This window comes from Roseixanthobacter glucoisosaccharinicivorans (assembly GCF_043195095.2).
GTDB lineage: Bacteria > Pseudomonadota > Alphaproteobacteria > Rhizobiales > Xanthobacteraceae > NCEH01.
The window spans coordinates 2821502-2844961 of the sequence record NZ_CM195538.1; the positions used below are offsets into that span (position 1 = coordinate 2821502).

The following is a 23460-nucleotide window of genomic DNA, read 5'->3' on the forward strand; positions in this document are numbered from 1 at the left end:
GACGGCATGGGATACCTGCGCCCCCAGGCGCGGCGCGATGCCGTGCGCGCCAAGGCTCACCGGCCCGCCGGCACCCCTGCGATCACACCCGTGTGAGCGTGTAACGAACCCCCGCGCCTCCACGAATACCGATTGATAGCTGTTCAATTGATCGAGAAATAAACCTGGATGGACGACCGGCACGTTCCCTCTCTGACGCGGCGCACGCTCGCCGCGAGCGCGCTGGGCGCTGGCGATCCGGCGACGCGCGGGCTCACCCCGCCGATCCATGTCGCGACCACCTTCATCCGCGACGCGGACAATGGCTATAGCACCGGCTTCGTCTATGGCCGGTCGGACAACAAATCCATCCATCAGGCCGAGGCGCTGATCGCCGAGCTGGAGCATGCCAGCGAAGCGATGATGTTCAGTTCCGGCATGGCGGCGGCGACGGCTGTGTTCCTGTCGCTCGCGCCGACCCATGTCGTCGCCCCAACCGTCATGTATTGGGGCCTGCGCCAATGGCTCCAGGAGCTTGCGCGCTACGGCCACGAGGTCAGCTTCGTCGACATGTCGGACCTCGAGGCGGTCCGCGCGGCGATCGTCCCGGGAAAGACCGGACTGGTCTGGATCGAGACCCCCAGCAACCCGCTGTGGACCATCACCGACATTCGCGCGGTCTGCGCCATCGCCCATCTCGCCGGCGCTATGGTCTGCGCGGATTCCACGGTTTCGACCCCGATCCTCAGCCAGCCGCTCGATTGCGGGTGTGACCTCGTCGTGCATTCGGCGACCAAATATCTGAACGGCCACTCCGACGTGGTCGCGGGCGTGGTCGCGACGGCGCGCGTGGATGCGGCGTGGTCGCGAATTCATGACATCCGGCGGCACCATGGTGCGTTTCTGAGCCCCTTCGACGCGTTCCTGCTGCTGCGCGGCTTGCGCACGCTCGACATGCGGGTCCTTGAGCAGAGCAAGACTGCGAGCCTACTGGCCGGGCGCCTCGCGGTTCATCCCGCGATCCGGGCGGTCCTTTATCCCGGCCTTGCTGATCATCCCGGCCATGCCATCGCGGTGCGGCAGATGAGCGGCGGCTTCGGCGGCATGCTCTCGATCCGCCTGGCCGATCGCGACCAGGCCATCGCGGTCGCGGCCCACGTCCGGCTGTGGCGCCGCGCCACCTCGTTCGGCGGGGTGGAGAGCCTGATCGAGCACCGGGCCTCCATCGAGGGCGTAGACTCGCCCTGTCCCGAGGATCTGCTGCGCCTCTCGGTGGGATTGGAAGATCCGGAGGATCTCTATCGCGATCTTCTCCAGGCGCTGACGGTGGTGATCTGACATGACACACGCACATAAGGCGACACCATCGGTCGCGGTCGCCATCATCTGCAAGACGCCGACCCCCGGCCGCTCGAAGACGCGCCTCTCGCCGCCCCTGCGGCCCGAGGATTGTGCCGGCATCTCGGCCTGTTTCATCCAGGACCTCTCGGCGACCATCGAAAGCCTTACGGGCACCGGGCGGGCGGAGGGCTATGCCGTCTACACGCCGGCGGGATCGGAAGCGCAATTGCGGGCCCTGCTGCCGGAAGATTTCGGCCTCGTGCTACAGGCCGACGGCGATTTCGGCGTGCGCCTGGAGACCGGGATCAACGATCTGCTGGCGGCGGGACATGCCGGGGCGATCGTGATCAATTCCGACAGCCCCACCTTGCCACGCGCGATCCTCGACGCGGCGGTGGAGGCGGCGCTGCGCGGCGACAATCTCGTCCTCAGCCCCGCGCTCGATGGCGGATATACGCTGATCGGCCTGTCGCGGCCGCATCCCCATCTGTTCGTCGACATCGCCTGGAGCACCCCGGCTGTTTATGAGCAAACGCTTGAGCGGGCCCGCGCGATCGACCTGCCGGTGATCGCGCTCGCGCCCTGGTACGACGTGGACGACGCGGCCTCCTATGCGCTACTGGAGCGCGAATTGGCCGGCACGCGTCCGCCGTTCGCCACCGGCCCGCTCCAGGGCGCGCCCCGGACGGCGGCTTTCGTGCGGCAGCGGCGCGAAGCGCTGGTGGCGTCATGACCATGAACCTTTCCCATCGCCCCACCACCGCTATCATCATCCCCTGCCTGAACGAGGAAGAACCGATTGCGGACGTAGTCCGCGAGGTGCTCGCGCAGGGGATCGGCGAGGTCATCGTGGTCGACAACGGCTCGACCGACCGCACCGCCGCACGGGCGGAGGAAGCGGGCGCGCGGGTGGTACGCGCGCCGGTGCGCGGCTACGGCCGGGCCTGCGCCGCGGGCCTCGCCGCCGTCGGGCCGGGGACCGAGATCGTGTGCTTCCTCGACGGCGATGGCAGCGACGTGCCGGCGTTCATTGCCGCGATCGTCGAACCGATCGCGCGTGGGGAAGCCGATTTCGTCATGGGCTCGCGCCTGAGGGGAAAACGCGAGGCGGGCAGCATGACGCCGCAGCAGATCGCCGCCGGCTGGATCGCAGGCCTATTGCTGCGATGGACCTACGGCGTGCGGTTCACCGACATGTCGCCGCTGCGGGCCATGCGGACGGAGACCCTCGGTGCGCTCGGCATGGCGGAAATGACCTACGGCTGGAACCTCGAAATGCAGATGCGCGTCGCCGCAGCCGGCCTGCGCAGCCGGGAGGTGCCGGTCGACCACCGCTGCCGGCGAGGCGGAGACTCCAAGGTCTCCGGCAATCTCGCCGCGGGCGTGAAGGCGGCTTGGAAGATCACCACGACCTTCGTGCGGCTGGCCTGGACCCTGCGCCGGGTCGAAGCCGGCGCGCCGCTCACCTCGCTTGCGGAAGGTCAGTGACATGCACCTGCTTCTGACCGGCGGCGCCGGCTTTATCGGCCAGCATGTCCTTGCCCGCCTGCTTGCGCGCGGCCACCAGGTGCGGGTGCTCGATTCCCTGCGCGCCGACGTTCATCGGGGCAAGCCCTGGACGCCGCCGCCCGGCGTCGAATTCCAGCTCGGCGACGTGCGGGACACGGCGGCCGTCGACGCGGCGGTGCGCGGCGTGGATGGCGTGCTCCACCTCGCCGCCAAGGTCGGGCTCGGGGTGGATGTGGGCGATCTGCCCGATTATGCCTCCTCCAACGATGTGGGAACGGCGGTTCTGCTCGCGGCCATGGCCCGCGCCGGTGTGCCGCGTCTGACCCTGGCGAGCTCCATGGTGGTCTATGGGGAGGGCGTGGGCCTGTGCCCCGAGCACGGCGTGGTGCGGCCTGCGCCGCGCTTCGAGGCGGCCCTGGCGGCGGGTGATTTCGAACCGCCCTGCCCCCATTGCGGTCGCCGGCTGAGCACCCAGCTCGTCAGCGAAACCACCGCCTTCGATCCGCGCAACGCCTATGCCAGCAGCAAGGTGGCGCAGGAATTCTATGCCGCCAACTGGGCGCGGGCGACCGGCGGTTCCGCGGCAATGCTGCGCTATCACAATGTCTACGGGCCGGGCATGCCGCGTGACACGCCTTATGCCGGCGTGGCCGCGATTTTCACCTCCGCGCTGCGCAACGGCCTCGCGCCGCAGGTGTTCGAGGACGGCGGCCAAAGGCGCGACTTCGTCCATGTGCGCGATATCGCGGCGGCCACGGTGCAAGCGTGCGAGATGCACACGCAGGGCGTCGCGGCGTTCAACGTCGGGTCCGGCACCCCGCGCACCGTGGGGGAGATGGCCGAGGCCCTGGCCCGCTCGCTCAAAGGTCCCGCACCCGTCGTGACGGGCCGCTACAGGCTCGGGGACGTGCGCCACATCACGGCCGATTCCTCGCGCCTGCGCACCCAATTGGGCTGGCGGCCGGCGATCGCCTTCGAGGACGGGATGGCTGAACTTGCACAAGCATAAAATCCCATGAACCGCCTCGCTTTGATCGCCGTCATCCTGCTCAGCGTCGCGCTGAATGCCTCGGCGCAGATCCTGTTGCGCTGGGGCGCGCGATCGGGCCTGGGATTTGAGAACGGCTGGAGCATCGCGAGCCTGTTCCAGGTGCTGCTGCGCCCGGGCATTCTTGCCGGCCTCGCCTGCTACGCCATCAGCGTGGCGGTGTGGGTGTTTGTGCTGAGCCGGGTCGAAGCCTCCTTCGCCTACCCCTTTCTCGGCCTCGGTTTCGTGCTGGTGGCGCTTGCCTCCTGGCAATTGCTCGGAGAGCCGCTCACGCCGCAGCGTCTCGGCGGCACGTTGCTGGTGGGCCTCGGTGTGGTGGTGCTCGCGGCGAGTTGAACGCCCGCCCGCCGCGAAAAGCACCCGCGCTGTAACGATCCCGGGGTCGCTCGCGAATTCCTTTCAGAGCGTCACCTGTGCCGGCCGGCGCGGCGGGCAGGATGCGACACACCGATGGAGGTCCGCGTGCTGGACAAACGTCCCTATGAGCCCCTCGATGCGGGCACCCTGTCCCGCCGGCTCTCGGCGGCGCCCGGCCTTGCCGAACGGATCGGGCCGGCCGAGCACTGGCGCGTCCGCGAGGTCGGCGACGGCAATCTCAACCTGGTCTTCATCATCGAGGGGCCGCTTGGCGCGGCGATCGCGAAGCAGGCGCTGCCCTATGCCCGCTGTGTCGGTGACAGCTGGCCCATGTCGCTGGAGCGGAGCTATTTTGAATACCACGCCTTGATCCGCCTGGGGCAGCGCGATCCGGGCCGGCTCCCGCACGTGTTCGCCTTCGATCAGGAGCAAGCCCTGATCGTGATGGAATATTTCACGCCCCACGTGATCCTGCGCAAAAGCCTGATGGCCGGAGAGGTGCTGCCTCAGCTCGAGAGGCATATCGGGCAGTATCTGGCGCGCACGCTGTTTCGGGGTTCCGATTTCGCGATGCAAACCGCGCATCGCAAGAGCGACCTCGCGCTGTTCGCCGGCAATGTGGAATTGTGCGGCATCAGCGAGGATCTGATCTTCACCGATCCGTTCTGCGTCTCGCCGCGCAACCGCGTCACGCCCGGCCTGGAAGGAGACGCCGCGGCCGTGCGCGCCGACCGCGATCTCAAGCTGGCCGCGGCGGCGCTGAAGCGCAGGTTCGCCACCGGCGCGGAAACCCTGCTGCACGGTGATTTCCATTCCGGCTCGGTCATGGTGACCGCGCAGGACAGCCGCGTCATCGACCCCGAATTCGCCTTTTACGGACCCATGGGCTTCGATATCGGGGCGTTCCTGGGCAATCTGCTGATGGCCTATTTTGCGAACGCCGGGCGCGGCACGCCGGAGGCCGCGCGCGAGGCTTATGGAGACTGGATTCTCCAGCTCGCGGAAGGGGTTTGGGCGAGCTTCGAGGACGAGTTCGCGCGGCTTTGGCGTACCGAGCGAACCGGCATGCTCGCCCTCACCGAACTGTTCGAGGACACCGCCGATCCCCAGGGCGCCGAAGCCGCCCTCGCGGCCGTGCTGCGGGACATATGGCGCGACACGCTCGGCTTTGCCGGCATCGAGATGCATCGGCGCATCCTCGGCCTCGCCCATATCCCGGAATTCGAGACCATCGAGGATGAAGCCCTGCGCGCCGCCTGCGAGCGCCGCGCCCTCGCCATGGGACGGCGCCTCATGCTCCAGCCCGACACCCTTTGCGCCCCCCGGCAGATCAGCCGGCTCGCCCGTTCCGTAAGGACCGTTTGACATGCGCCGCGCTGCCTTGCCCCTGCTTCTCGCATTGCTCCTGGCCCCGTTTGCGGCCCGCGCCGGCGGATTGCCCGGCGGTGCTCACACCCAGGGCCAGCAGGCCGTGAGCGACGATGACCAGACACCGCAAGAGCGGATGAATGCGCGTTTTCCGCAGAAGGTCCGGGTGGGCGATCTGATCGGCATTCCGATCCAGGATTTCGACGACCGCATCCTCGGCTATGTCACCGAAGTCGCCCGCAAGCCGGACGGGGACATCGTTCTCGTCATGCCCGAAGGCGGATGGTTCGGCCACGGCGGGCGTCCGGTGCCGATCCCCATCGAAACCGTCGCGATCCTCGCGCGCCACATCAACCTGCTCGATATCCCGCGCGAAGACGTGCCCAAACTGGCGACCTGGGACCCCTCCCAGGGCAGCCCCATCGCAAAGAACGACATCATTCGGATCGCAATCAGCCGCCGCTGACCCTGGCGCCCCACGATTAAACGGACCCACAGCGATGAAGATGCATCCCCTCCTCGTACGTATCGTCCATTGGACCAATGCGATCGCAATGATCATCATGATCGGCAGCGGCTGGAAGATCTATAACGACGAGGTCCTGTTCGGCTTTCTCCATTTCCCGGACTGGATGGTGCTCGGCATATGGGCGCAGCATGCCTTGCAATGGCACTTCTTCGGCATGTGGATCCTGATGATAAACGGCCTCATCTATCTGGCCTATGGCCTGCTCTCCGGCCGTTTCCGGCGGATGCTGCTGCCGATCCGTCCGCGCGAGGTGATTACTGAAGCGATCGCGGCGCTGACCTTCCGCCTCAAGCATACCGATCTCACCCACTACAATGCGGTGCAGAAGGTGCTCTATGTGGGCGTGATCCTGGTGATCATCGTGCAGGTCATCTCCGGCCTGGCGATCTGGAAGCCGGTTCAATTCTCTTTCCTGGTCGCGCTGTTTTCCGATTTCCAGGGCGCCCGCCTCGCCCATTTCATCGGCATGACCGCGATCTGCCTGTTCATGGTGGTGCATGTGATGCTCGCGCTGCTCGTGCCGCGAACCATCCTGGCCATGCTCACCGGCGGCCCGCAGGTGGCCGCGGGTCCCGCCCCCACTTCACCGACGCACTGAGCCGAAGGCCCGACGATGATCCGCTCCCGCACCGCCTCACGTTTTCGTCCGAAAATCCAGCCGGACCAGTCGCTTCTGGTGGAGAACCGCAAGCTGGTCGCGGAGATCGACCGGCGCAAGCTGCTGCGCGGGGCGATGAGCCTCGGCGCGCTGAGCTTCCTCACCGGCTGCGATATTTCCGATCGCCAATCGGTACAGAGCGCGCTGCGGACCGTATCGTCCTTCAACGATCGCGTTCAGGCCCTGCTGTTCAATCCCACCAAGCTTGCTCCCACCTATTCCGTGGACCAGGTCGTCAAGCCGCCCCGCTTCAACGCCTATTATGAGATCGAGGACGTCAAGCCCATCGACCTTGCCACATGGAAGCTCGAACTTGCCGGCCTGATTTCCGACAAGCGGCCCTGGACCCTGGATCAGGTCTATGCCTTTCCCGAGCAGGAAGTCATCATCAAGCACATCTGCGTGGAAGGCTGGGACTATATCGGCCAATGGTCCGGGCCCAACCTGCGGAATTTTCTGACCCACATCGGTGCGGATCTGAACGCCAAATATGTCGCCTTCCATGGCAATGACGATTACATGGAATGCATCGACATGGCTTCGGCACTGCATCCGCAGACCATTCTCGCCACCAAATATGCCGGCGAGCCCATTACCGACCCCTATGGCGCGCCTTTGCGCCTGCGCACCGCCGTAAAGCTCGGGTTCAAGAACCCCAAATGGATCCGGGCCATCGAAGTGACCAACACCTATCCCGGTGGATTCTGGGAAGACCAGGGCTTCAACTGGTTCGCCGGTCTCTGACCAGACATCCTCGCCGCGAGGCGGGATCAACGCACGGAGCATCATGGCCACGCCGTCCGCCGCGATCCTCTGTGCCCTGGTGGCGCTCCTGCTCTGGGTGCCGGTCGGCTGGCTGATCGCGCGCCGGTTGCCGCTGGGGCGCGATCTCGCCTTGGCGGCGGCGCCCCTGCTGGGGTGGGCGGTCCAGGGCATGATCGCCCTGCATGTCGCGACGGCCGCTGGCTTCACGACGATCGTCCTCCTCGTCGCCACCCTCGCGATCGGCGGCGCCACGCTTCTCCTGCCGGCCGCAAAGGACGGCGCGGCCGCTCCGCCTCGCCTGCCGGCCTGGATTTTCGCGGCAGCGGCGCTGGTGGCGGTAGGACCGGCGCTCGCCATCCTGCCCAAGTTCATGCCGGACGGCATCGCGCTGGCGAGCCCGATCTACGATCACGCGAAGATCGCTCTGGTGGACGAGATCGTGCGCACCGGCGTGCCGCCGGCAAACCCTTTTCTCGGCACCGCGCACGGGCCCGGCAGCACGGCTTATTATTATTTCTGGTTGTTCGGCGCCGCCCAGCTCGCGCGCCTTTCTGGCGCGACCGGCTGGGAGGCCGACATCGCGGCGACCTGGTTCACGGGCTTTGCCTCCCTCGCTCTGATCTGCGGCCTGGCCTTTCGCCTGTCCGGCGCCCGCTGGACCAGCGCTCTTTTCGTTCTCGTCGCCGCGCTGGGGGGATCGCTGCGACCGGTTCTCGCGGCGCTGTTCGGCGCGGATGCGGTCGATGCCGCGCTGGAGCCGGCAACGGGCCTCGCCGGCTCGCTGTTCCAGACCAGTTGGAGCCCGCACCATGTCGCCGCGGGTGCAACCGTGGTGCTGTCGCTGATCTTGATGGAGCGACTGGCGCACGCCCCGGGCATTCGACCGCCCGCCGGGCGCCGCGCCCCGCATCTTGCGCTCGTGCTCGTACTGGCGCTGATGATCGCCGCCGGGTTCGAGAGTTCCCTGTGGGTCGGCGGCGTGACCTTCCTGTTTTGCGCCGGCGCGGCGGGGCTCGTGCTTCTGCGGAGCGCCCCAGCCGGCGCGCGCCTCGCGTTCCTGGTCGTGGTCGCGGGCGCCGGGGCGCTGGCGTTGGCGCTGGTCTTTCCTCTGTTGAGCCTGCAACTGGCCGCCGCGTCCGGACGCGGCGGGGGCGTGCCGGTCGTCATCTCGCCGCTTGAGGTCCTCGGCCCTGCGATCCCCGACGCGTGGCGCGGCCTGCTCGACCTTCCGGCCTATTGGCTGATCCTGCTGGCGATCGAGTTTCCCGCCGCCTGGATCGTCGGCGCGATCGCCGCATTCCGCCTGAAGGACCCGCTGGTTCCCACGCTTTCGGCCGGGGCGTTCGCGAGCCTGTGCGGCGGCTGGCTGCTGGTGAGTACGGTCGGCGAGAACAATGATCTTGGATGGCGCGCCGTCCTGCCCGGCCTGCTGATCCTGACCGCTTATGCGGGCGCCTATTTCGCCCGATGCCTCGCGCGGCGCAACATCGCTGCTGCCCTCGCCGCTCTGGTCCTCGCGGGCCTCGCGTTGCCGGACGGCCTCATCCTGCTCCGCAACAACATGGTCGGGGATCTCTCGCCCGACGCCGCCCGCTTCCGCGATGCGCCGGCCATGTGGGCGGCCGTGCGCCGCCATGCCACGCCTCAGGAGCGGATCGCCAGCAATCCCGCGATGACGCGTACGCTTGCGCCGTGGCCCGTCAATTTGTCCTGGGCCTTGCTGGCGGATCGCCGCTCCTGCTTCGCTGGCAATGAGCTGACCTTGGCCTTCGCCACCTTGCCCGCGGACGCACGGACACGGGCGGCCGATCTGTTCGAGCGGGTCTTTGCCGGAACCGGCAGCCCGGACGATCTGGCTTCGCTGGTGCGCGATTTCGATTGCAAGCTCGTCCTGCTCACCCCGCAGGACGGTGCCTGGAGCCACGATCCGTTCGCGCACTCGGCGCTTTTCACGCCCACGGAGGAGGCTGCCGGCCGTTGGCGGATCTATCGCGCCGTTGGGCCTGGCGTCACCAGCGCAGAACCCGCGCACCCATGAGATAGCCCGCACCCACCACGATCGCGATGGCCGAGGTGTACCAGACGGCCACGAACAGCGGGCTGTCGTCCGGGCAATGGGAGGCATAGAGCGTTGCCGCGATGCCGCTGGCGGCAAGGCCCGCGGCGGCGCCGGCAAGACCGGGCCGGGCCGGCGCGCTCTCGCGCAGGGCCACAATCAGACAGGCCAATGGCCCCAACGCCAGGATGGGGATGACCGTGAGGCAGAACGCTGCATTCCGCCCCACCAGGCGCGTGGCCCACAGCGCTTCGGGAGTGACGAGCAACTCCACCATCGCCGCAAAGGCGAGCGCGATCGGCAGCGCGACCAGCACGAACGCCCAGGGCCCGACCCGGGCAGCCGGGCGGCCCACCTGCGTCACCGCACCGGCGGCACCCAGCAGCAAAGCGAGCGCGAACAGAAATTTAAACAGGAACCGCGCGTTGCCGCCCATGGCCAGGAGGTCCGGGCGCAAACCGACCGCGAGGGCGAAAATGATCGTGGAGATCAGCGCACCCAGGCTGAAGGCCAGCGCCAGGCGGCTGGACAGCCTCCAGGTTACGGCGGCGTCCTGCGCCAGAGCTCCGATCAGATCCTCAGTCTTCACACATTGCCTCGATACGCCGCCGCGAGTGTTCGCAATGCCCGGTGCAACGCCACCCGCACCGCGCCTTCGCTCATGTTCAACCGACCCGCAGTCTCTCGGACGCTGGTTCCATCAACCGATATGGACCGGACGATATCACGTTGTGGGTCCTTCAAGGTACTCAGGATCCGATCAATATCGTGCGCCTGCATTCCATCGGGAGGCTCGGCTGCTTCCAATACATCGGACAGGTCCTCGATGGGAATATTGATGTGCCGGCCGCGGCGCCGCAACGTATCCACCATCTTGTTGCGGACAATCGCGGAAAGCCAGGGACCGAGCGGGCGGGCCTGGTCCCAGGTGCCGCGCTTCAGATGGATCGCCAGCAGGACCTCCTGAACCACGTCCTCCGCATCGCTGCGCGGCGAACCATAGCTGTCGCAGCGGCGTCGGGCCATGGCACGCAGATGCGGCGTCAGCGCTTGCAGGAACGCGCGATAGGCGGTGGCGTCGCCCGCGATCGCGGCGCGCATCAAATTCGCCCACTCCTCTTCCCGCGATGCGAGCGTCATGCAAGCGGATCCCGCGCATCAGCCCCGCCGTCGTCTAGCAGGGCCAGGGCCGGGCGGACCAGGCCTTCCAGCAAGGCGCGCTCGGGGCGGTTGCGAGCGAGAACGCGCAGCCCGAGCAGGACGGCGAGCAGCAGGCGCCCGATATCCTCGGCGGACTGGCGGCGGGAAATGGTCCCTTCCGCCTGTCCGTCCAGGGCACACTGACGAAAAAATCCTTCCACCTGCACGAGGACTTCGCTGACCACGCGCTGGAACTCCGGATCATAAGGCGCGACTTCGAGCGCAGAGTTCACAAGCATACAGCCACGGCGGCCCGTGTCGTCCACAGATCGGTCGACGATTTCCTGAAAGAACGCGCCGAGGGCCTCGCGCGGGGGCAAGGCCTGGAACCGGCCGACGCGATCCGAGAAGCTGCATTCCACATAGCGGTCCAGCGCCCGGCGATAGAGCGAGCGCTTGTCGCCGAAGGCATTGTACAAGCTCGCATTGGTGATCCCCATGCGGGCGGCGAGATCGCGCACCGACGTCGCCTCGTAGCCCCGCTCCCAGAAGCATTCGACGGCCGCGCGAAGAGCGGTCTCCTCATCGAACTCTCTGGGCCTGGCCATGCTGAAAGCCGCTCGCGCGCTGGGACACCACGGTTTTAGAGCGCGAAATCTAAAATGCAATACACGCCAGCGCCACGCCCTGCCGATCGAGGGTGGATCGCGAAAATTTCACGCCGGACGAAGCGTCAACACCGACGCACGTCAGGCGCAGTCATGGCCCGAGACGATCGGTGCTAGGCTGGGCTAAGCCGCTCGGCTTCGAACCACTGCAACAGCCCGGTGTCCGGCGCGCAATTGATATATTCGAAGTGCTGGCCGCCCTCGGGCAAGACATACACTTCGTGCCAGGTTCGCAGTTGGTTGGCCGCCCCATAATGGGCATAGCGCTGGATCGCGGCCCCGAAGATGGCGGCGTGGGTGGCATGGCCTTCCGCCCAGCGCTCCATGTGGCGCAGGGAGAGGAAATAGGCGAGCGCGTGCTCCTCCGGCACCGGCGCTCCATCAGGCGTCAGGGTGCCCTGCCAGCGCATGGAGAGGCATCCCGTGGGCAGCGGATTCTGGGCCAGGAAATCCATTCCCGCTTCCAGCGGGACGCGCAGCTTGGTCTCATAGTCGGCCAATTGTTCTCCATCCATGCGGCCCCAGGTGTTGGCCGAGCGGATGACCGCGAGATTGGCCGGCACATGCACCCGCCAGCGCTCGCCGAAGCCCGCGCGGTCGGCATGGGGAACGGGCGCGCCGGAAAGCGGGGTATCGAGCGGATCGGCGGCGGCCAGAGGGATCCGGTCGCGCATGGCGCCATAATAGCCGCAATAGGGCGTGGGGAAGAGTTCCACCTCGGGGCAGCGCATGAGGCCGGCGGGATAATCCTTCCAATAGATGCTTTCCTGCCGGTCGCGCGGCACGCCGAGCACCTCCCGCCAGCTGCCGTACGCCCCCTCAAGGCGCTCGGGCGCATCCCACCAGGCTTGCGCCGACGCATCCGTCCACCAGGCGCCGAAATCGGCCTCGCTCACCCAATACGCGCAGATGATCTGCTCCACGTGACCGCTGGCCAAGCGTGACTGGGCGTAGTCGACGCAGCTGGGGCCGGACGGATGGCCGACGAGATGCGCGCGCACCCAATCGCGCATCGGGTGATGCTCCAGCGCCTCGGGATTTGCCGCCTGCGCCCCGAAAAAAACGATGCGCAAGCCGGCCGCGTCGGCGGGCAGCAGGAACGACCAGCGCTGCACCGCCGGCGTGAAGCCGGCAGGCTTGCGCAGCGGCGCGATCCGCGCCTGCGGCCCCACGGCCTCGGCCGGCGCGGCCTCCAGAAACCTCGGCGCGTCTTGCCCCGTGGCTGCGCGCGGTTGAATGGCAATGCCGCCCATGGCTGGATTCCTCGTTTCTAAAGCCGTTGACACCCTGCAACAGGCGCGCCGCGCGCGCAGGTCACAAAGCGCGCAAATCGGCCTGCGCAAAAGCAGGCTCGGGACGCGATGGTTCAATGCACCCCGAAATAGGCCCGGTGCAGCTCGCTATCCTCGCGCAAGGTGGCGGTGTCTCCGGACGCGACCACATGGCCCTGCGAGAGCACATAGCCGTAGTCGGCGACATCTAGCGTCTGGCGCACATTCTGCTCCACCAGGAGAATGGTCAGGCCGCTCTCCTTCAGCCGCCGCACGATGTTGAAAACCTCGGCCACGAACAACGGCGACAGGCCGAGCGAAGGCTCGTCGAACACCACCAGCTCGGGCTCGGTCATCAGCCCGCGCGCAATGGAGAGCATGGAGCGCTCCCCGCCCGACAAAGTGCCGGCCAGCTGCCCGCGGCGCTCCTTCAGGCGCGGGAAGATGGCGAACATCTCCTCCATGCGGGCCGCCACCTTGCGTGCATCGCGTTGCAGAAGGCCGCCGACCTGGAGATTCTCCACGACACTCATGCGCGGAAGGACGCGATTGCCCTCGGGCACGACGCCGATGCCCAGCGCCACGATCTTGTGGGGCGGCAAATCGTTGAGCACCGTATCGCCGAACCGCACCTCTCCCGAGCGTACGCGGTTGAGGCCGAGGATGGTGCGGATGAGGGTGCTCTTTCCGGCGCCGTTCGCCCCGAGGATGCAGGTCACCTGCCCCGGCGCGACCGTGATGGAGACCTGCTTGAGCACATCGGCGCGATCATAGCCCGAGGTGACGGCGGCGACGTTCAGGCTGCGGGTGGCGGCAATCGTCCGGCTGGTCAATGTCCGCTCCCCAGATAGGCGGTCTGCACCTCGCCATCTTCGATCATGGCATCGAAGCGCCCCTCGAAGATCTTGCGGCCGAAGTTCAGCACGACGCAGCGGTCGGATACGCGGCGGATGACGTCCATTTCGTGCTCCACGAGCACCACCGCGAGGTCCGGCGCCTCATCGCGGAAGGCGAGCAAATCGTCCATCAGCCGGCGGGTTTCGTCGGGCGTCATGCCGGCGGACGGCTCATCCAGGAGCAGCAGGCGCGGACTGGCGATCAGGGCCCGGCAGATCTCCACGCGCCGGCGGTCGATCATGGTGAGGTCACCGGCCGGGCGGAACAGGGCATCGCCGAGCGCCGGATTGAAACGGCAGGACAATCGGAGCGCGCGCTCAATGGTGGCGTCGATATCGCGCCGCAGCCGGCCCCGACGCAAAAGCGTCGCCGCAAGGCCGAGCGGCTTGTTGCGCAGGATGCCGAGGGCGATGTTGTCGAACACCGTCTGATCCAGCATGAGGCGGCACCGCTGGAAGGTGCGCGCGACCCCGGCCCGGCCGATGGATTGCGGGGATTTCGCGTAAATGTCCTCGCCCGCCAGGACCGCCGATCCCCCCGAAGGGTTGTAAAGGCCGGTGAGCACGTTGAAGAAGGTGGTCTTGCCCGAACCGTTCGGTCCCACAAGGCCGATGGTCTCGCCGCGCCCCACCTGAAGGTCCAGCCCATCGAGCGCCAGGAGGCCGCCGAACCGCTTTGTCAGGCCCGCGCAGGTCAGAAGCGCATTCATGATGTTGCCCCTCCCGAGCGTCCGCCAAGATCGCGCAACGGCCGCGGCAGCATGCCCGACGGCCGGAAGCGCAGGATGGCGATGACCACGATGGCGAAGATCAGGAGCCGATATTCCTGGATCGACTGCAACTTCTCCGGCAGCACGATCATGACCGCCCCGGCGAGGATGGCACCCCAGAAATTGCCGAGGCCGCCGAGCACGATGATGGACAGCATGATCAGCGATTCACCGAAGCCCGCGCCATTGGGATTCACGAAGCCGTTCATCATGCCGTAGAGCGCGCCGGCAACGCCGATCATCGCATTGCCGATCAGGAATGCGGTCGCCTTCCACCGCGCGGGCGAAAGGCCGAAGGCGGAAGCGGCGATCTCATCGGTGCGCACCGCGTCCATGGCGATGCCGATCCAGGAGCGTTCCAGCATCCGCCCCGTGGCGAAGGCCAGCGCGAACAGCAGCACGCCGGCAAGCGCATAGGGCAAATAGAAGGAGACATCGACGCCGGCGATGGTGGCGACGTCGCCGAAATCGAAGCCGAAGGGGGCAAAGCCCGGGATCTTCATGCCCTGCGGGCCGCCGAACGTGTCGTTCACTTCCAGCAAGGTGCGCAGCAGCACGCCGAAGGCGATGGTGACCAGCGCCACATAATGCCCCCGGGTGCGCAGCACCGGCAGCAGCATCAGCACGCCGATCAGCGCCGTCACCACGCCGCCGGCCACCAGCACCAGCAGGTGCGGCAGGGCGGTATGCCCGGCGAGCACGGCCGCCGTATAGGCGCCGATGGAGAAGAAGGCGGCGGCGGCGAAATTGGCGATGCCGCCGAACGCCATCTGAATATTGAGCCCGACGCAGGCGGCGGCATAGAGCGCGACGGTCGCGACCATCAGGAGGGCGTAATGGTCCTCCCGGAAGGTCCAGAGCAGCGCGAGCGTGGCAAGCAACGCCGAGGTGTTGGCGACGCTCGCCTCGCTGCGGCAGGCCCGCGTCAGCGCACGCCCCGCCTGCGAGCGATCGAGCGCAACCACCGCGAGGAGAAAGCCGACGACGATGAGCCCGGTCTCCCATTGCTCCTTGGCATGGAGCAGCCAGCCGAGCGCGGCGAAGGCCGCGACCGGAAGCCCGGCGGCGGCAACGCGCGCAAGCAGGCGGCCGGCGGGCGGAACGCCCATGCGGGACGTTTCGATGTTGGTTGAGCTCATGGTCAGACCCGCTCGCTCGAGCGCTCGGCGATGAGGCCGGTGGGGAACAGGCCGATCAGCGCGATGACGACCGCGAATGCGACCACATCCTTGTAGGCGCTGGCCGTCGGCACGGCGATGGTGACCAGCGTCTGGACGAAGGCGAAAAGAAAGCCGCCGAGGATCGGCCCCAGCAGGCTGCCCAGCCCGCCCACAACGGCGGCGGCGAAGCCGATGACCCCGAGCACCAGGCCCATGTTGAAGTTGATCTCGCGATAATAGAGCCCGAGCATCAGCCCGGCCACGGACGCCAGCGCCGAGCCCAGCGCGAAGGTGCCGAGCACGGTGCGGCGGAAGTCGATGCCGGCGAGCCGCGCCACGTCGGCATCCTGCGCCACGGCACGGATGGCAAGGCCGAGGCGGGTGCGGGTGATGAGGAGGTGCGTCGCCAGGATGATGGCGATGCCGGCCAGGAGAATGGCCACGCTGTCGAAGCCGACGCTGAACGCGCCGGCGGAGATCTGCCATTGCGGCAGCAGGACGGGAAACGGCTTGGGATTGCCCCCGTTCGGCACGCCGAGGCGGATCGCCTCGCGCAGGATGGTGCCGGCCATCAGCGTGGCCAGCAGCACGTTGACCGGCGGCGCATTGCGCAGCGGCAACACGAAAGCGCCTCCGATCACCACCCCGGCCAGGCTGCCCGCCGCGATGGCGGCAAGCAGGCCGAACACCAGGGCCAGCCCCGGCATATCGACCAGCAGTCCGATCACCGAGGCTCCGCCAAGCGCCGCGAACGCCCCGACGCTCACCACGTCGCCGTGCGAGAACTTAATCACGTCCAGCACGCCGAAGAACAGCGAGAAGCCCACAGCGACCATTGCGTAGACCATGCCCAGCATCAGCCCGTTGAACACGTGCTGGGCGAGAATGCCTATGTCCATTGGTGCGCTCCGGTCGAGGATGGCGGGAGGCGGCGCGGCATCATTTGCCGGCCAGCTTGCGCTTGCCGGAAGCATAGTCGCTGTCGGGCCAATAGACCCACTTTCCATCCTGCACCACGTAGACGTTCGCCTCCACGAGGTTCTGCCGGTGGTCATCGAAATTGATCTCGCCCACGAGCGCCTTGTAGCCCTTGGTGGCATTGAGCACCTCGGTCACCTTGGCGCGATCCGGCCCCGCCTTCTCGATCGCGTCCATGATCAGCGTGGTGGCGGAATAGGCGAACGGACCATAGGCGTCGGGGTCCTCGCGGAAGCCCGCCTTGGCATAGGCATCGGCGAATGCCTTGCCGCTGGGATAGCGCGACAGCGGCGCGCCATTGTGGAACGAGATGGTGCCCTCGGCCGCCTGCGCCGCGCCCTCGATGAAGCCCGCGGTCATGATGCCGGAGACGCCTGCCAGGTGAGATTCAATCCCGAGCCGGTCCATCTGCGAGCGTACGCGCACGCCGAGGGGCGTAAGGCCACCCACGAGCACATAGTCCGGCTTCAGCTCCTTGATGCGTGTCAGTTCCGCCGTGAAGTCCTGCTGATCCGGGCTGACCGGGAAGGTGGCCAGGATCTCGCCACCCGTCGGCTTCAGGAACTCGGAGAAATACTTGTTCTGCCCCTTGCCGTAGTCCGTGGTGTCGTGGATGACGACAAACGTCTTGGCGCCCTGCTCGGTCAGGAACTTCGCGGCCAGGCGCCCCTCATTGATCATCGTGCCGTTGACGCGATGGATCTGCTTGTAGTCGTTGCCGTAGGTGATCTCGGGCAGGATCGCGCCCCACACCACGACCGGGAATTTGAATTTCGCGTAAGTATCCACCGTGGCGATGCCGACCGCTGAGCAATAATGCGTCACGCCCGCGATGATCGAACGGTCAGAAGCAGCCTTGGTCGCGACCTGCACGCCAATATTCGGCTTGCATTCGTCATCGAGCACCACCAGCTCGTAGGTATATTTCGCGTTCGGATCGGCATTGCGCTGCTGCACGGCCAGTTGCGCGGAATTGCGGCCGCCCATGCCGGCGGCGGCATTGCCACCGGTCAGCGGACCGATGAAGGCGATCTTCACCGTATCCTTGGCCGCGGCGATGGACGGAACGGCGAAGGCGGCGAGACCCGCGAAGAGCAGGCCCACGAGCTTGGAAGTCATGTTGGTTCCCCTTCATTCTGGTTGAGGGGACCATATCCAGGCGCATTGCGCATGGGCACTGCGGAAAGCTGCAAAGGCGTCTGCACATGCTCCGGCCAACGATTGTGCAGGCTCTGCCTATTCATTGGACACTTGTGCCAGATTTCAGTTTGGGAAGGAGCCTCCAGCCAGCCAGAAGTCCAGGTCTCGCGGCTGCTCGGACGCATGTGGGATCGTTGAAATGAGATGATCATTTACGCAGCACAAGGTTTCTTGGCATGTACATCGGTGCGTGGCTGCACGTCGCGTTGCACGGATGCATGCTCAACGCTCCCCGGCCCGGATGCTATCCCGACGGCATGTCGCGTCACACTCGTGGACGCGCCCAAGGCTCGCGCCGTCTGAACGGCCACCACCGAGGTCCCACATGGTCAAGCTTCCACGCTTCAAAGCTGCCGCGGTCCACGCCGCCCCCATTTTCCTGGACAAGGCGGCGACGACGGAGAAGGCGATCTCCATCCTGCGTGAGGCGGCGCGGCAGGGCGCGGAATTCGTGGCCTTTCCCGAAACCTATATTCCCGCCTTTCCGGTCTGGGCCGCGATCTGGGCGCCGATCCGCAACCACGATCTCTTCGCGCGCATGGTGGAGGAATCGGTGTTCGTCGACGGCCCGGAGGTGGAGGCCATTCGACGCGAGGCCCGGCGCCTCGGCGTGTTCGTATCCATCGGCGTCAGCGAGCGGTCCCAGGCCAGCGTCGGCTGCATCTGGAACTCCAACCTGATCATCGGCGACGATGGCGCGATCCTTGTTCATCACCGCAAGCTGGTTCCCACCTTCTACGAGAAGCTGGTGTGGGCGGCGGGCGACGGCGCGGGCCTGCGCGTGGCCGACACGCGGATCGGCCGTCTCGGCACGCTGATCTGCGGGGAGAACACCAACCCCCTGGCCCGTTATGCCCTCATGGCGCAGGGCGAGCAGGTCCATGTCTCAAGCTGGCCGCCGATCTGGCCGACGCGCCCGCCTTCCGGCGGCGGCAATTTCAACAATGTGGCCGCGAACCGCATCCGCGCGAGCGCGCATTCGTTCGAGGCAAAAGCATTCGGCATCGTGACCGCGGGCTATATGGACAAGGCCATGCGCGACGCGCTCGTGGAGCGTGACCGGACGGTCGCCGCGGTGCTGGATGAGACCTCGCGCGCCGCCTCCTTCTTCGTATCTCCAACGGGCGACCAGATCGGTGACACGTTGCAGGATGAGGAAGGCATTCTCTATGCCGAACTCGATCTGAATTGCTGCATCGAGCCGAAGCAATTCCACGATGTGGTGGGCTATTACAACCGATATGACGTCTTCGACCTGAAGGTTCACCGCACCCGCCAGGCCCCGGCGGCGTTCGTGGACACGCCCCGCGAGGGTCGCGGGATCGACGCCGCGCCGCTCCTCGACGCTCCGGTCGCGCAGGGCGACCTGACCCCGTCCTAGGCGTCCGAGTATTGAAGCTTGCCATGGGCATCCTGTTCTCGGGATGATGCCGCGATAATCCATGGCGAGTCGGCGGAACCCTTCGTGTTCAACTGGAACGATCTGACCTTCTTCCTCGAACTGGCGCGCCAGAATCGGCTGATGCCGGCGGCGCGCCGGCTCAAGGTCGATCATACCACCGTGAGCCGCCGCATCTCGGAACTGGAGAAGGATCTTGCGATCAAGCTGTTCGATCGCAAGCCGGACGGTTTCGTCCTGACGGAACAGGGCCACCGCCTGTTCGCCATCGCGGAGCGGATCGAGCAGGACGCCGCCGAGATTCAGGAAACGCTGATCTCGGCCCCCACTTCTCCCACCGGCCGGGTCCGTGTCGCCTCCATGGAGGGGATCGGCGCCTTTTTCCTGGCGAAGATGTTCGCCGAATTCGCCCTGAAGGAGCCCGGCATCGTCGTCGAGCTCGTCACGGAGCGCCATCTGATCAATCTCACGAAGCGGGAAGCGGACATCTCCATCGGCTTCGTGCCGCCCACCGGGCAGCGCCTGGTGGTGCGCAAGGCGGGTTGCATGCGCCTCGCCCTTTTCGCCTCAGCCGACTATCTGGCGACCCATGGCATGCCGCGCCTGCCAAAGGATCTCGCGGGACATGTGTTCGTGGACTATATCGAGGATCTGGTCTCGATCCGGTCCGTGCACTGGCTGCTGGATGTGCTCGACCCGCCCGCCGTCGCGTTCCGTTCCACCAGCATGCACGCGCAGCAGAATGCGGTGGCCGCCGGCGCGGGCATCGCCCTGCTGCCGCTGTTCTCGGCCAAGTCCAACGACCGGCTGATCCCCGTTCTGCCCGAGCAGGTGGTGGTGATGCGCGACATCTATGTTTCGGTCCATGAGGACCTGGAATACATGACCCGCATCCGCGCGGTGATGCGTCACCTGACCCAGATCTTCCAGCGGGAAGCGGCATTCCTGACCGAATTTTGAGGGCAGCACGGCACGCCGGCTTCGCGCTCCCCACGCGGGTCCCTCACCGGGACGGCGCGGCACGACACAGCAGGCGCGTCGCACTCACTTGTAGCAGACGGCATTGAGCTTGTTGCCGTCGGGGTCGCGGACATAGGCGGCATAAAAGGTCGGTCCGTACTGCGGACGCAGGCCGGGCTTGCCTTCATCGCTGCCGCCATGGGCGAGCGCAGCCGCATGGAAGCCGTCGACGGTCTGACGATCGTTCGCGAGGAATGAAATCATCATTCCATTTCCCACCTGTGCCTCAAGGCCATCGAACGGGCGGCCCACCGTAATGTGCGGGCCGGGGTCCGGCGTGCCCCAGCTGGCCCAGCACCCGCCCTTTTCGTCGCTGTAATCCTCGAGCCGGGACTGACCGAGCACCGCCATCACGGCTTCATAGAAGGGAATGGCGCGGGACAGATCGTTGGTGCCAATCATCATATAGCTGAACATGGAAGGCGCTTTCAGGCTGGAGAGGGCTAGGCTGAGCGGGATGAGGCACGATCGGCGGCCTCGCTTCAAGACCTTCCTCACGTTCTGAGAAGACCGGCCATTTCCCGGACCGCCGTGAGATCGGCGACGAAAGCCTCATGGGCCGCGTGCCTGGAGGCTTCATCCGGCAGGCGCGGGAGATGGAACGAGGGCACGGCGAGACCGCCGCGCCGATTGCCGAAGGCGAACGTGTTGCGCTCCCGCGTGACCGCAACCGGAAGCCCGGCACGCCTTCGGGTGCCCACTCGCCCCGCCGCACTATTTCGCCCGCGCGCCTGACGGTCGGGAACGCCAATCCCCGACGCGCGTTGTGGACCGTCGGGCAGAACAATTGCCCCGTCGAAATTTTCCGCAAAATGCAATCAGTAAAGCAAAGGTGACGCCATGGCCCAGGAAAAGAATTTGGACACTTTGTTCCACGATACGCTCAAGGATATCTATTACGCCGAGCGCAAAATCCTCAAAGCCCTGCCGAAAATGCAGCGCGCGGCGCAATCGCCTGACCTGAAGGCGGCGTTCGAAAAGCATCGGCAGGAAACCGAAGGCCAGATCGAACGCCTGCAACAGGTCTTCGAGCTGATCGGCAAGCGCGCCCAGGGCAAGACCTGCGACGCCATCGAGGGAATCCTCTCCGAAGGCGAAGAGATCATGGAAGAATTCAAGGGCGTGCCGGCTCTGGACGCGGGCCTCGTCGCCTCGGCCCAGGCGGTGGAGCATTACGAGATCACCCGCTACGGCACCCTGAAGCGCTGGGCGACCGAGCTGGGACTTTCCGAAGCCGCAACCTTGCTCGACGCCACCCTGAAGGAAGAATCCAAGACCGACGCCGACCTCACGAAGCTCGCGGACGCCGGCGCCAACGACCGTGCGAAGGCACGCAAGGCCGCGTGATCCAGCGCCCCTACCCACTGGGCGGGGGCGTCTTTCTCTGACGGACAAGATTGAACAAGGCGGGCGGCCCTGGCCGTCCGCCGCCCATTTCTCCAGCCTTCCGCCCACCCTCCCGCCCTTTCTGGCTTGTTCACGCGGCTCAGCCGCACCCCTCGTAATCCCGTCGCCGCCCTCCGCGGCGGTCGCTGTCCGGTCAGCCGGATGGCCTGCGCCTAAGCATCTCGGTCCTTCCGCCTCCGCAGCCCAAGCGCCCATGAGCGCATCTGTGGCACGCCGCACGCGCCAGCCACCGAGAGTGACGCCGGCAGGCTCCCTTCCATGCCCCGCTTCAAAACCTGCGCTCCTCAGGGCGCGTTTGCCTGCGTCGCGCCGCGCCGCTTGACGCGCTTTCGATTTTCCATTTCAATATTCAGAACTTAATTTCGGATATATGAAATAAACATGAGCGCTGTGCGATCCGCCTCCCGGGCCTTCCAGATTTTCGAGGTGTTCGGCGCCGAAGGGCGCCCGATGCTGCTCACCGAGATTGCGCCGTTGATCGACGTGCCGCTGTCGAGCTGCTACGGGCTGATCCAGACCCTGCTTGAGCGCGGCTATCTCTATGCCGTGAGCCGCCGGCGCGGCTTCTATCCCACCCGCAAGCTGCACACCCTCACCACCGCCATCGCGGCCAAGGACACCTACCTCCAGCGCCTCCTCCCGCACCTGGAAGCCCTGCGCGACGCCAGCGGCGAGACGGTGATCGTGGGCACCCGACAGGGAGACCAGGTGCTCTATCTGGAGGTTCTGGAAGGGGCGCAGACGATCCGCTATTCGGCCCGCCCGGGCGACTTCAAGCCGCTGCATTCCAGCTCCATCGGCAAGGCGCTGCTGGCAGCCGGCCCGCGCGACGGCGTCGATACGCTGATGCGCAAGAAGTCCATCGTGCCCATCACGGCGCATACGATCACCGATCCCCAGCGCCTCGAAGCGGATCTGGAGGCCGGCCGGGCGCGCGGCTATTGCACCACCCATGGCGAGAACGTGGCCGATGTGACGGCGCTCGCCACCGCCCTGGAGGTGGACGGTATGGTGATCGGCATTGCCGTCGCCGGGCCGAGCTACCGCATGGACGGCGCCATGGACGCGCTTGCGGCCCGCCTGCTCGCCACCGCCGCCGACATCCAGGAGTCCGCGCGATGACCGCCGCGGCGACCCTCACCTCCGCGACGGCGGCAACCACTCCCACGCGGCAGCTTCGGGTGGCGGTGGCGGGAGGCCGGCTAAATGTCACCCTCGATCGCCCGCAGGCGCGCAATGCGCTGAGCCTCGACACCCTGCGGGAGCTCGAGATGGTGTTCACCCGCTTCGCCGCGGTGCCGGACATCAGCGTCGTGGTCCTCACTGGCGCCGGCGACCGTGCCTTCGCCGCCGGTGGAGACCTCAAGGAGCTCGACGCGCATCGCAGCGAGGCGCAAGCCGGCGCGCTGTTCGATACCGGCCGGGCGGCCCTCGATGCCGTGCGGCGGTTTCCCGCTCCGGTGGTGGCCGCGCTGAACGGGGTCGCGCTTGGCGGCGGCGCCGAATTGTCCATGGCGTGCGATTTCCGCCTCGCCGCCGCCCATGCCGGCATCGGCTTCGTGCAGGCGCAACTGGCGCTCACCACCGGCTTTGGCGGCTGCGCCGACCTGCAGGCCATCGTCGGCCCGCGCAAGGCCATGGGTTTGATGCTGGCCGCCCAGCTCCTCAAGCCGGCCGAGGCGGAGCGGCTGGGCCTTCTCGATGCCGTGGCGGGGGAAGGAGAGAGCCTCGACGCGCTGGTGGACCGCTTTCTCGCCCCCATCCTTGCCCGGCCGCCCGAGTTGGCGCGCGACCTGAAGGCGATGGCGCTGGCCGGCATGGATCCGGCGCGGCGCTCCGCCCTCAGCGCCGAGGAACGCGCCCGCTTCATCCGGGCCTGGACGAGCCAGGAGCATTGGGCCGCCGCCGAACGCATGCTCGCCCGCAGGAGCTGAGACCGCC

The 23460-nt window shown here is 66.8% G+C and carries 25 protein-coding genes; 15 read left to right on the forward strand and 10 right to left on the reverse strand.

Annotated elements, in window-relative coordinates:
• Positions 1-168 precede the first annotated feature (168 nt).
• From V5F78_RS13080 to V5F78_RS13125, 10 genes are all read left to right on the forward strand, one after another.
• On the forward strand, positions 169-1317 hold the full coding sequence (locus V5F78_RS13080) for a trans-sulfuration enzyme family protein (protein ID WP_394071000.1): 1149 nt from the start codon (positions 169-171) through the stop codon (positions 1315-1317).
• A 1-nt stretch (position 1318) separates the two neighbouring features.
• A complete protein-coding gene (locus V5F78_RS13085; protein ID WP_394071001.1) occupies positions 1319-2053 on the forward strand; it encodes a TIGR04282 family arsenosugar biosynthesis glycosyltransferase in 735 nt (244 codons plus the stop codon).
• Positions 2050-2808, forward strand: a complete 759-nt coding sequence (locus V5F78_RS13090; protein WP_394071002.1) for a glycosyltransferase family 2 protein — start codon at positions 2050-2052, stop codon at positions 2806-2808. The genes V5F78_RS13085 and V5F78_RS13090 overlap by 4 nt, the downstream gene beginning before the upstream one ends.
• A gap of 1 nt (position 2809) precedes the next feature.
• Positions 2810-3838 (forward strand): NAD-dependent epimerase/dehydratase family protein, encoded by a 1029-nt coding sequence (locus tag V5F78_RS13095; RefSeq protein WP_394071003.1) that lies wholly within the window; start codon positions 2810-2812, stop codon positions 3836-3838.
• 6 nt (positions 3839-3844) lie between these two features.
• Positions 3845-4213, forward strand: a complete 369-nt coding sequence (locus tag V5F78_RS13100) for a DMT family transporter (RefSeq protein ID WP_394071004.1) — start codon at positions 3845-3847, stop codon at positions 4211-4213.
• A gap of 129 nt (positions 4214-4342) precedes the next feature.
• Positions 4343-5599, forward strand: coding sequence for an S-methyl-5-thioribose kinase (mtnK, locus tag V5F78_RS13105; protein ID WP_394071146.1), 1257 nt, complete (start codon positions 4343-4345; stop codon positions 5597-5599).
• Position 5600: 1 nt separating this feature from the next.
• A complete protein-coding gene (locus V5F78_RS13110; RefSeq protein WP_394071005.1) occupies positions 5601-6068 on the forward strand; it encodes a PRC-barrel domain-containing protein in 468 nt (155 codons plus the stop codon).
• A gap of 34 nt (positions 6069-6102) precedes the next feature.
• Complete coding sequence (locus tag V5F78_RS13115) at positions 6103-6729, forward strand: cytochrome b/b6 domain-containing protein (RefSeq protein ID WP_394071006.1); 627 nt, start codon at positions 6103-6105, stop codon at positions 6727-6729.
• A 15-nt stretch (positions 6730-6744) separates the two neighbouring features.
• Positions 6745-7533 (forward strand): molybdopterin-dependent oxidoreductase, encoded by a 789-nt coding sequence (locus tag V5F78_RS13120; RefSeq protein ID WP_394071007.1) that lies wholly within the window; start codon positions 6745-6747, stop codon positions 7531-7533.
• 43 nt (positions 7534-7576) lie between these two features.
• A complete protein-coding gene (locus V5F78_RS13125) occupies positions 7577-9592 on the forward strand; it encodes a hypothetical protein (RefSeq protein ID WP_394071008.1) in 2016 nt (671 codons plus the stop codon).
• Here V5F78_RS13125 and V5F78_RS13130 read toward each other — a convergent pair.
• From V5F78_RS13130 to V5F78_RS13170, 9 genes are all read right to left on the reverse strand, one after another.
• On the reverse strand, positions 9564-10199 hold the full coding sequence (locus tag V5F78_RS13130; RefSeq protein ID WP_394071009.1) for an NrsF family protein: 636 nt from the start codon (positions 10197-10199) through the stop codon (positions 9564-9566). The two genes, V5F78_RS13125 and V5F78_RS13130, sit on opposite strands and share 29 nt — an antisense overlap.
• Positions 10196-10750: a sigma-70 family RNA polymerase sigma factor gene (locus V5F78_RS13135; RefSeq protein ID WP_394071010.1), complete on the reverse strand. Its 555-nt coding sequence runs from the start codon at positions 10748-10750 to the stop codon at positions 10196-10198. The genes V5F78_RS13130 and V5F78_RS13135 overlap by 4 nt, the downstream gene beginning before the upstream one ends.
• Positions 10747-11358: a TetR/AcrR family transcriptional regulator gene (locus V5F78_RS13140; RefSeq protein ID WP_394071011.1), complete on the reverse strand. Its 612-nt coding sequence runs from the start codon at positions 11356-11358 to the stop codon at positions 10747-10749. The genes V5F78_RS13135 and V5F78_RS13140 overlap by 4 nt, the downstream gene beginning before the upstream one ends.
• A gap of 173 nt (positions 11359-11531) precedes the next feature.
• Positions 11532-12671 carry a phenylacetaldoxime dehydratase family protein gene (locus V5F78_RS13145; protein ID WP_394071012.1) on the reverse strand — a complete coding sequence of 380 codons (1140 nt, stop codon included), beginning with the start codon at positions 12669-12671 and terminating at the stop codon, positions 11532-11534.
• Positions 12672-12784: 113 nt separating this feature from the next.
• Positions 12785-13522, reverse strand: a complete 738-nt coding sequence (locus tag V5F78_RS13150) for an ABC transporter ATP-binding protein (RefSeq protein ID WP_394071013.1) — start codon at positions 13520-13522, stop codon at positions 12785-12787.
• Positions 13519-14295, reverse strand: a complete 777-nt coding sequence (locus V5F78_RS13155; RefSeq protein ID WP_394071014.1) for an ABC transporter ATP-binding protein — start codon at positions 14293-14295, stop codon at positions 13519-13521. Before V5F78_RS13155 ends, V5F78_RS13150 begins: the two co-directional genes overlap by 4 nt.
• Positions 14292-15494 (reverse strand): branched-chain amino acid ABC transporter permease, encoded by a 1203-nt coding sequence (locus V5F78_RS13160; RefSeq protein ID WP_394071015.1) that lies wholly within the window; start codon positions 15492-15494, stop codon positions 14292-14294. Before V5F78_RS13160 ends, V5F78_RS13155 begins: the two co-directional genes overlap by 4 nt.
• Before the next feature lie 2 nt (positions 15495-15496).
• The gene (locus tag V5F78_RS13165) at positions 15497-16414 is read right to left on the reverse strand and encodes a branched-chain amino acid ABC transporter permease (RefSeq protein ID WP_394071016.1); all 918 of its coding nucleotides are present in this window, start codon (positions 16412-16414) and stop codon (positions 15497-15499) included.
• A 40-nt stretch (positions 16415-16454) separates the two neighbouring features.
• Positions 16455-17612 (reverse strand): branched-chain amino acid ABC transporter substrate-binding protein, encoded by a 1158-nt coding sequence (locus V5F78_RS13170; RefSeq protein ID WP_394071017.1) that lies wholly within the window; start codon positions 17610-17612, stop codon positions 16455-16457.
• 406 nt (positions 17613-18018) lie between these two features.
• On the opposite strand from V5F78_RS13170, the gene V5F78_RS13175 reads away from it, so the two are divergent.
• On the forward strand, positions 18019-19074 hold the full coding sequence (locus tag V5F78_RS13175) for a carbon-nitrogen hydrolase family protein (RefSeq protein WP_394071018.1): 1056 nt from the start codon (positions 18019-18021) through the stop codon (positions 19072-19074).
• Positions 19075-19158: 84 nt separating this feature from the next.
• On the forward strand, positions 19159-20052 hold the full coding sequence (locus V5F78_RS13180; protein WP_394071019.1) for a LysR family transcriptional regulator: 894 nt from the start codon (positions 19159-19161) through the stop codon (positions 20050-20052).
• Positions 20053-20136: 84 nt separating this feature from the next.
• On the opposite strand, the gene V5F78_RS13185 is transcribed toward V5F78_RS13180, so the two are convergent.
• Complete coding sequence (locus V5F78_RS13185) at positions 20137-20529, reverse strand: VOC family protein (protein ID WP_394071020.1); 393 nt, start codon at positions 20527-20529, stop codon at positions 20137-20139.
• A 423-nt stretch (positions 20530-20952) separates the two neighbouring features.
• On the opposite strand from V5F78_RS13185, the gene V5F78_RS13190 reads away from it, so the two are divergent.
• From V5F78_RS13190 to V5F78_RS13200, 3 genes are all read left to right on the forward strand, one after another.
• A complete protein-coding gene (locus V5F78_RS13190) occupies positions 20953-21459 on the forward strand; it encodes a YciE/YciF ferroxidase family protein (RefSeq protein ID WP_394071021.1) in 507 nt (168 codons plus the stop codon).
• Positions 21460-21900: 441 nt separating this feature from the next.
• Complete coding sequence (locus tag V5F78_RS13195) at positions 21901-22641, forward strand: IclR family transcriptional regulator (RefSeq protein WP_394071022.1); 741 nt, start codon at positions 21901-21903, stop codon at positions 22639-22641.
• Positions 22638-23453, forward strand: a complete 816-nt coding sequence (locus tag V5F78_RS13200) for an enoyl-CoA hydratase/isomerase family protein (RefSeq protein ID WP_394071023.1) — start codon at positions 22638-22640, stop codon at positions 23451-23453. The genes V5F78_RS13195 and V5F78_RS13200 overlap by 4 nt, the downstream gene beginning before the upstream one ends.
• The last annotated feature ends 7 nt before the right edge of the window (positions 23454-23460 follow it).

Bases quoted from the DNA above. Each gene is read 5' to 3' on its own strand.
- V5F78_RS13080 (WP_394071000.1), top strand. From the start codon at position 169: ATGGACGACCGGCACGTTCCCTCTCTGACGCGGCGCACGCTCGCCGCG.
- V5F78_RS13085 (WP_394071001.1), top strand. From the start codon at position 1,319: ATGACACACGCACATAAGGCGACACCATCGGTCGCGGTCGCCATCATC.
- V5F78_RS13090 (WP_394071002.1), top strand. From the start codon at position 2,050: ATGACCATGAACCTTTCCCATCGCCCCACCACCGCTATCATCATCCCC.
- V5F78_RS13095 (WP_394071003.1), top strand. From the start codon at position 2,810: ATGCACCTGCTTCTGACCGGCGGCGCCGGCTTTATCGGCCAGCATGTC.
- V5F78_RS13100 (WP_394071004.1), top strand. From the start codon at position 3,845: ATGAACCGCCTCGCTTTGATCGCCGTCATCCTGCTCAGCGTCGCGCTG.
- V5F78_RS13110 (WP_394071005.1), top strand. From the start codon at position 5,601: ATGCGCCGCGCTGCCTTGCCCCTGCTTCTCGCATTGCTCCTGGCCCCG.
- V5F78_RS13115 (WP_394071006.1), top strand. From the start codon at position 6,103: ATGAAGATGCATCCCCTCCTCGTACGTATCGTCCATTGGACCAATGCG.
- V5F78_RS13120 (WP_394071007.1), top strand. From the start codon at position 6,745: ATGATCCGCTCCCGCACCGCCTCACGTTTTCGTCCGAAAATCCAGCCG.
- V5F78_RS13125 (WP_394071008.1), top strand. From the start codon at position 7,577: ATGGCCACGCCGTCCGCCGCGATCCTCTGTGCCCTGGTGGCGCTCCTG.
- V5F78_RS13135 (WP_394071010.1), bottom strand. From the start codon at position 10,750: ATGACGCTCGCATCGCGGGAAGAGGAGTGGGCGAATTTGATGCGCGCC.
- V5F78_RS13140 (WP_394071011.1), bottom strand. From the start codon at position 11,358: ATGGCCAGGCCCAGAGAGTTCGATGAGGAGACCGCTCTTCGCGCGGCC.
- V5F78_RS13145 (WP_394071012.1), bottom strand. From the start codon at position 12,671: ATGGGCGGCATTGCCATTCAACCGCGCGCAGCCACGGGGCAAGACGCG.
- V5F78_RS13155 (WP_394071014.1), bottom strand. From the start codon at position 14,295: ATGAATGCGCTTCTGACCTGCGCGGGCCTGACAAAGCGGTTCGGCGGC.
- V5F78_RS13160 (WP_394071015.1), bottom strand. From the start codon at position 15,494: ATGAGCTCAACCAACATCGAAACGTCCCGCATGGGCGTTCCGCCCGCC.
- V5F78_RS13165 (WP_394071016.1), bottom strand. From the start codon at position 16,414: ATGGACATAGGCATTCTCGCCCAGCACGTGTTCAACGGGCTGATGCTG.
- V5F78_RS13170 (WP_394071017.1), bottom strand. From the start codon at position 17,612: ATGACTTCCAAGCTCGTGGGCCTGCTCTTCGCGGGTCTCGCCGCCTTC.
- V5F78_RS13175 (WP_394071018.1), top strand. From the start codon at position 18,019: ATGGTCAAGCTTCCACGCTTCAAAGCTGCCGCGGTCCACGCCGCCCCC.
- V5F78_RS13185 (WP_394071020.1), bottom strand. From the start codon at position 20,529: ATGTTCAGCTATATGATGATTGGCACCAACGATCTGTCCCGCGCCATT.
- V5F78_RS13190 (WP_394071021.1), top strand. From the start codon at position 20,953: ATGGCCCAGGAAAAGAATTTGGACACTTTGTTCCACGATACGCTCAAG.
- V5F78_RS13195 (WP_394071022.1), top strand. From the start codon at position 21,901: ATGAGCGCTGTGCGATCCGCCTCCCGGGCCTTCCAGATTTTCGAGGTG.
- V5F78_RS13200 (WP_394071023.1), top strand. From the start codon at position 22,638: ATGACCGCCGCGGCGACCCTCACCTCCGCGACGGCGGCAACCACTCCC.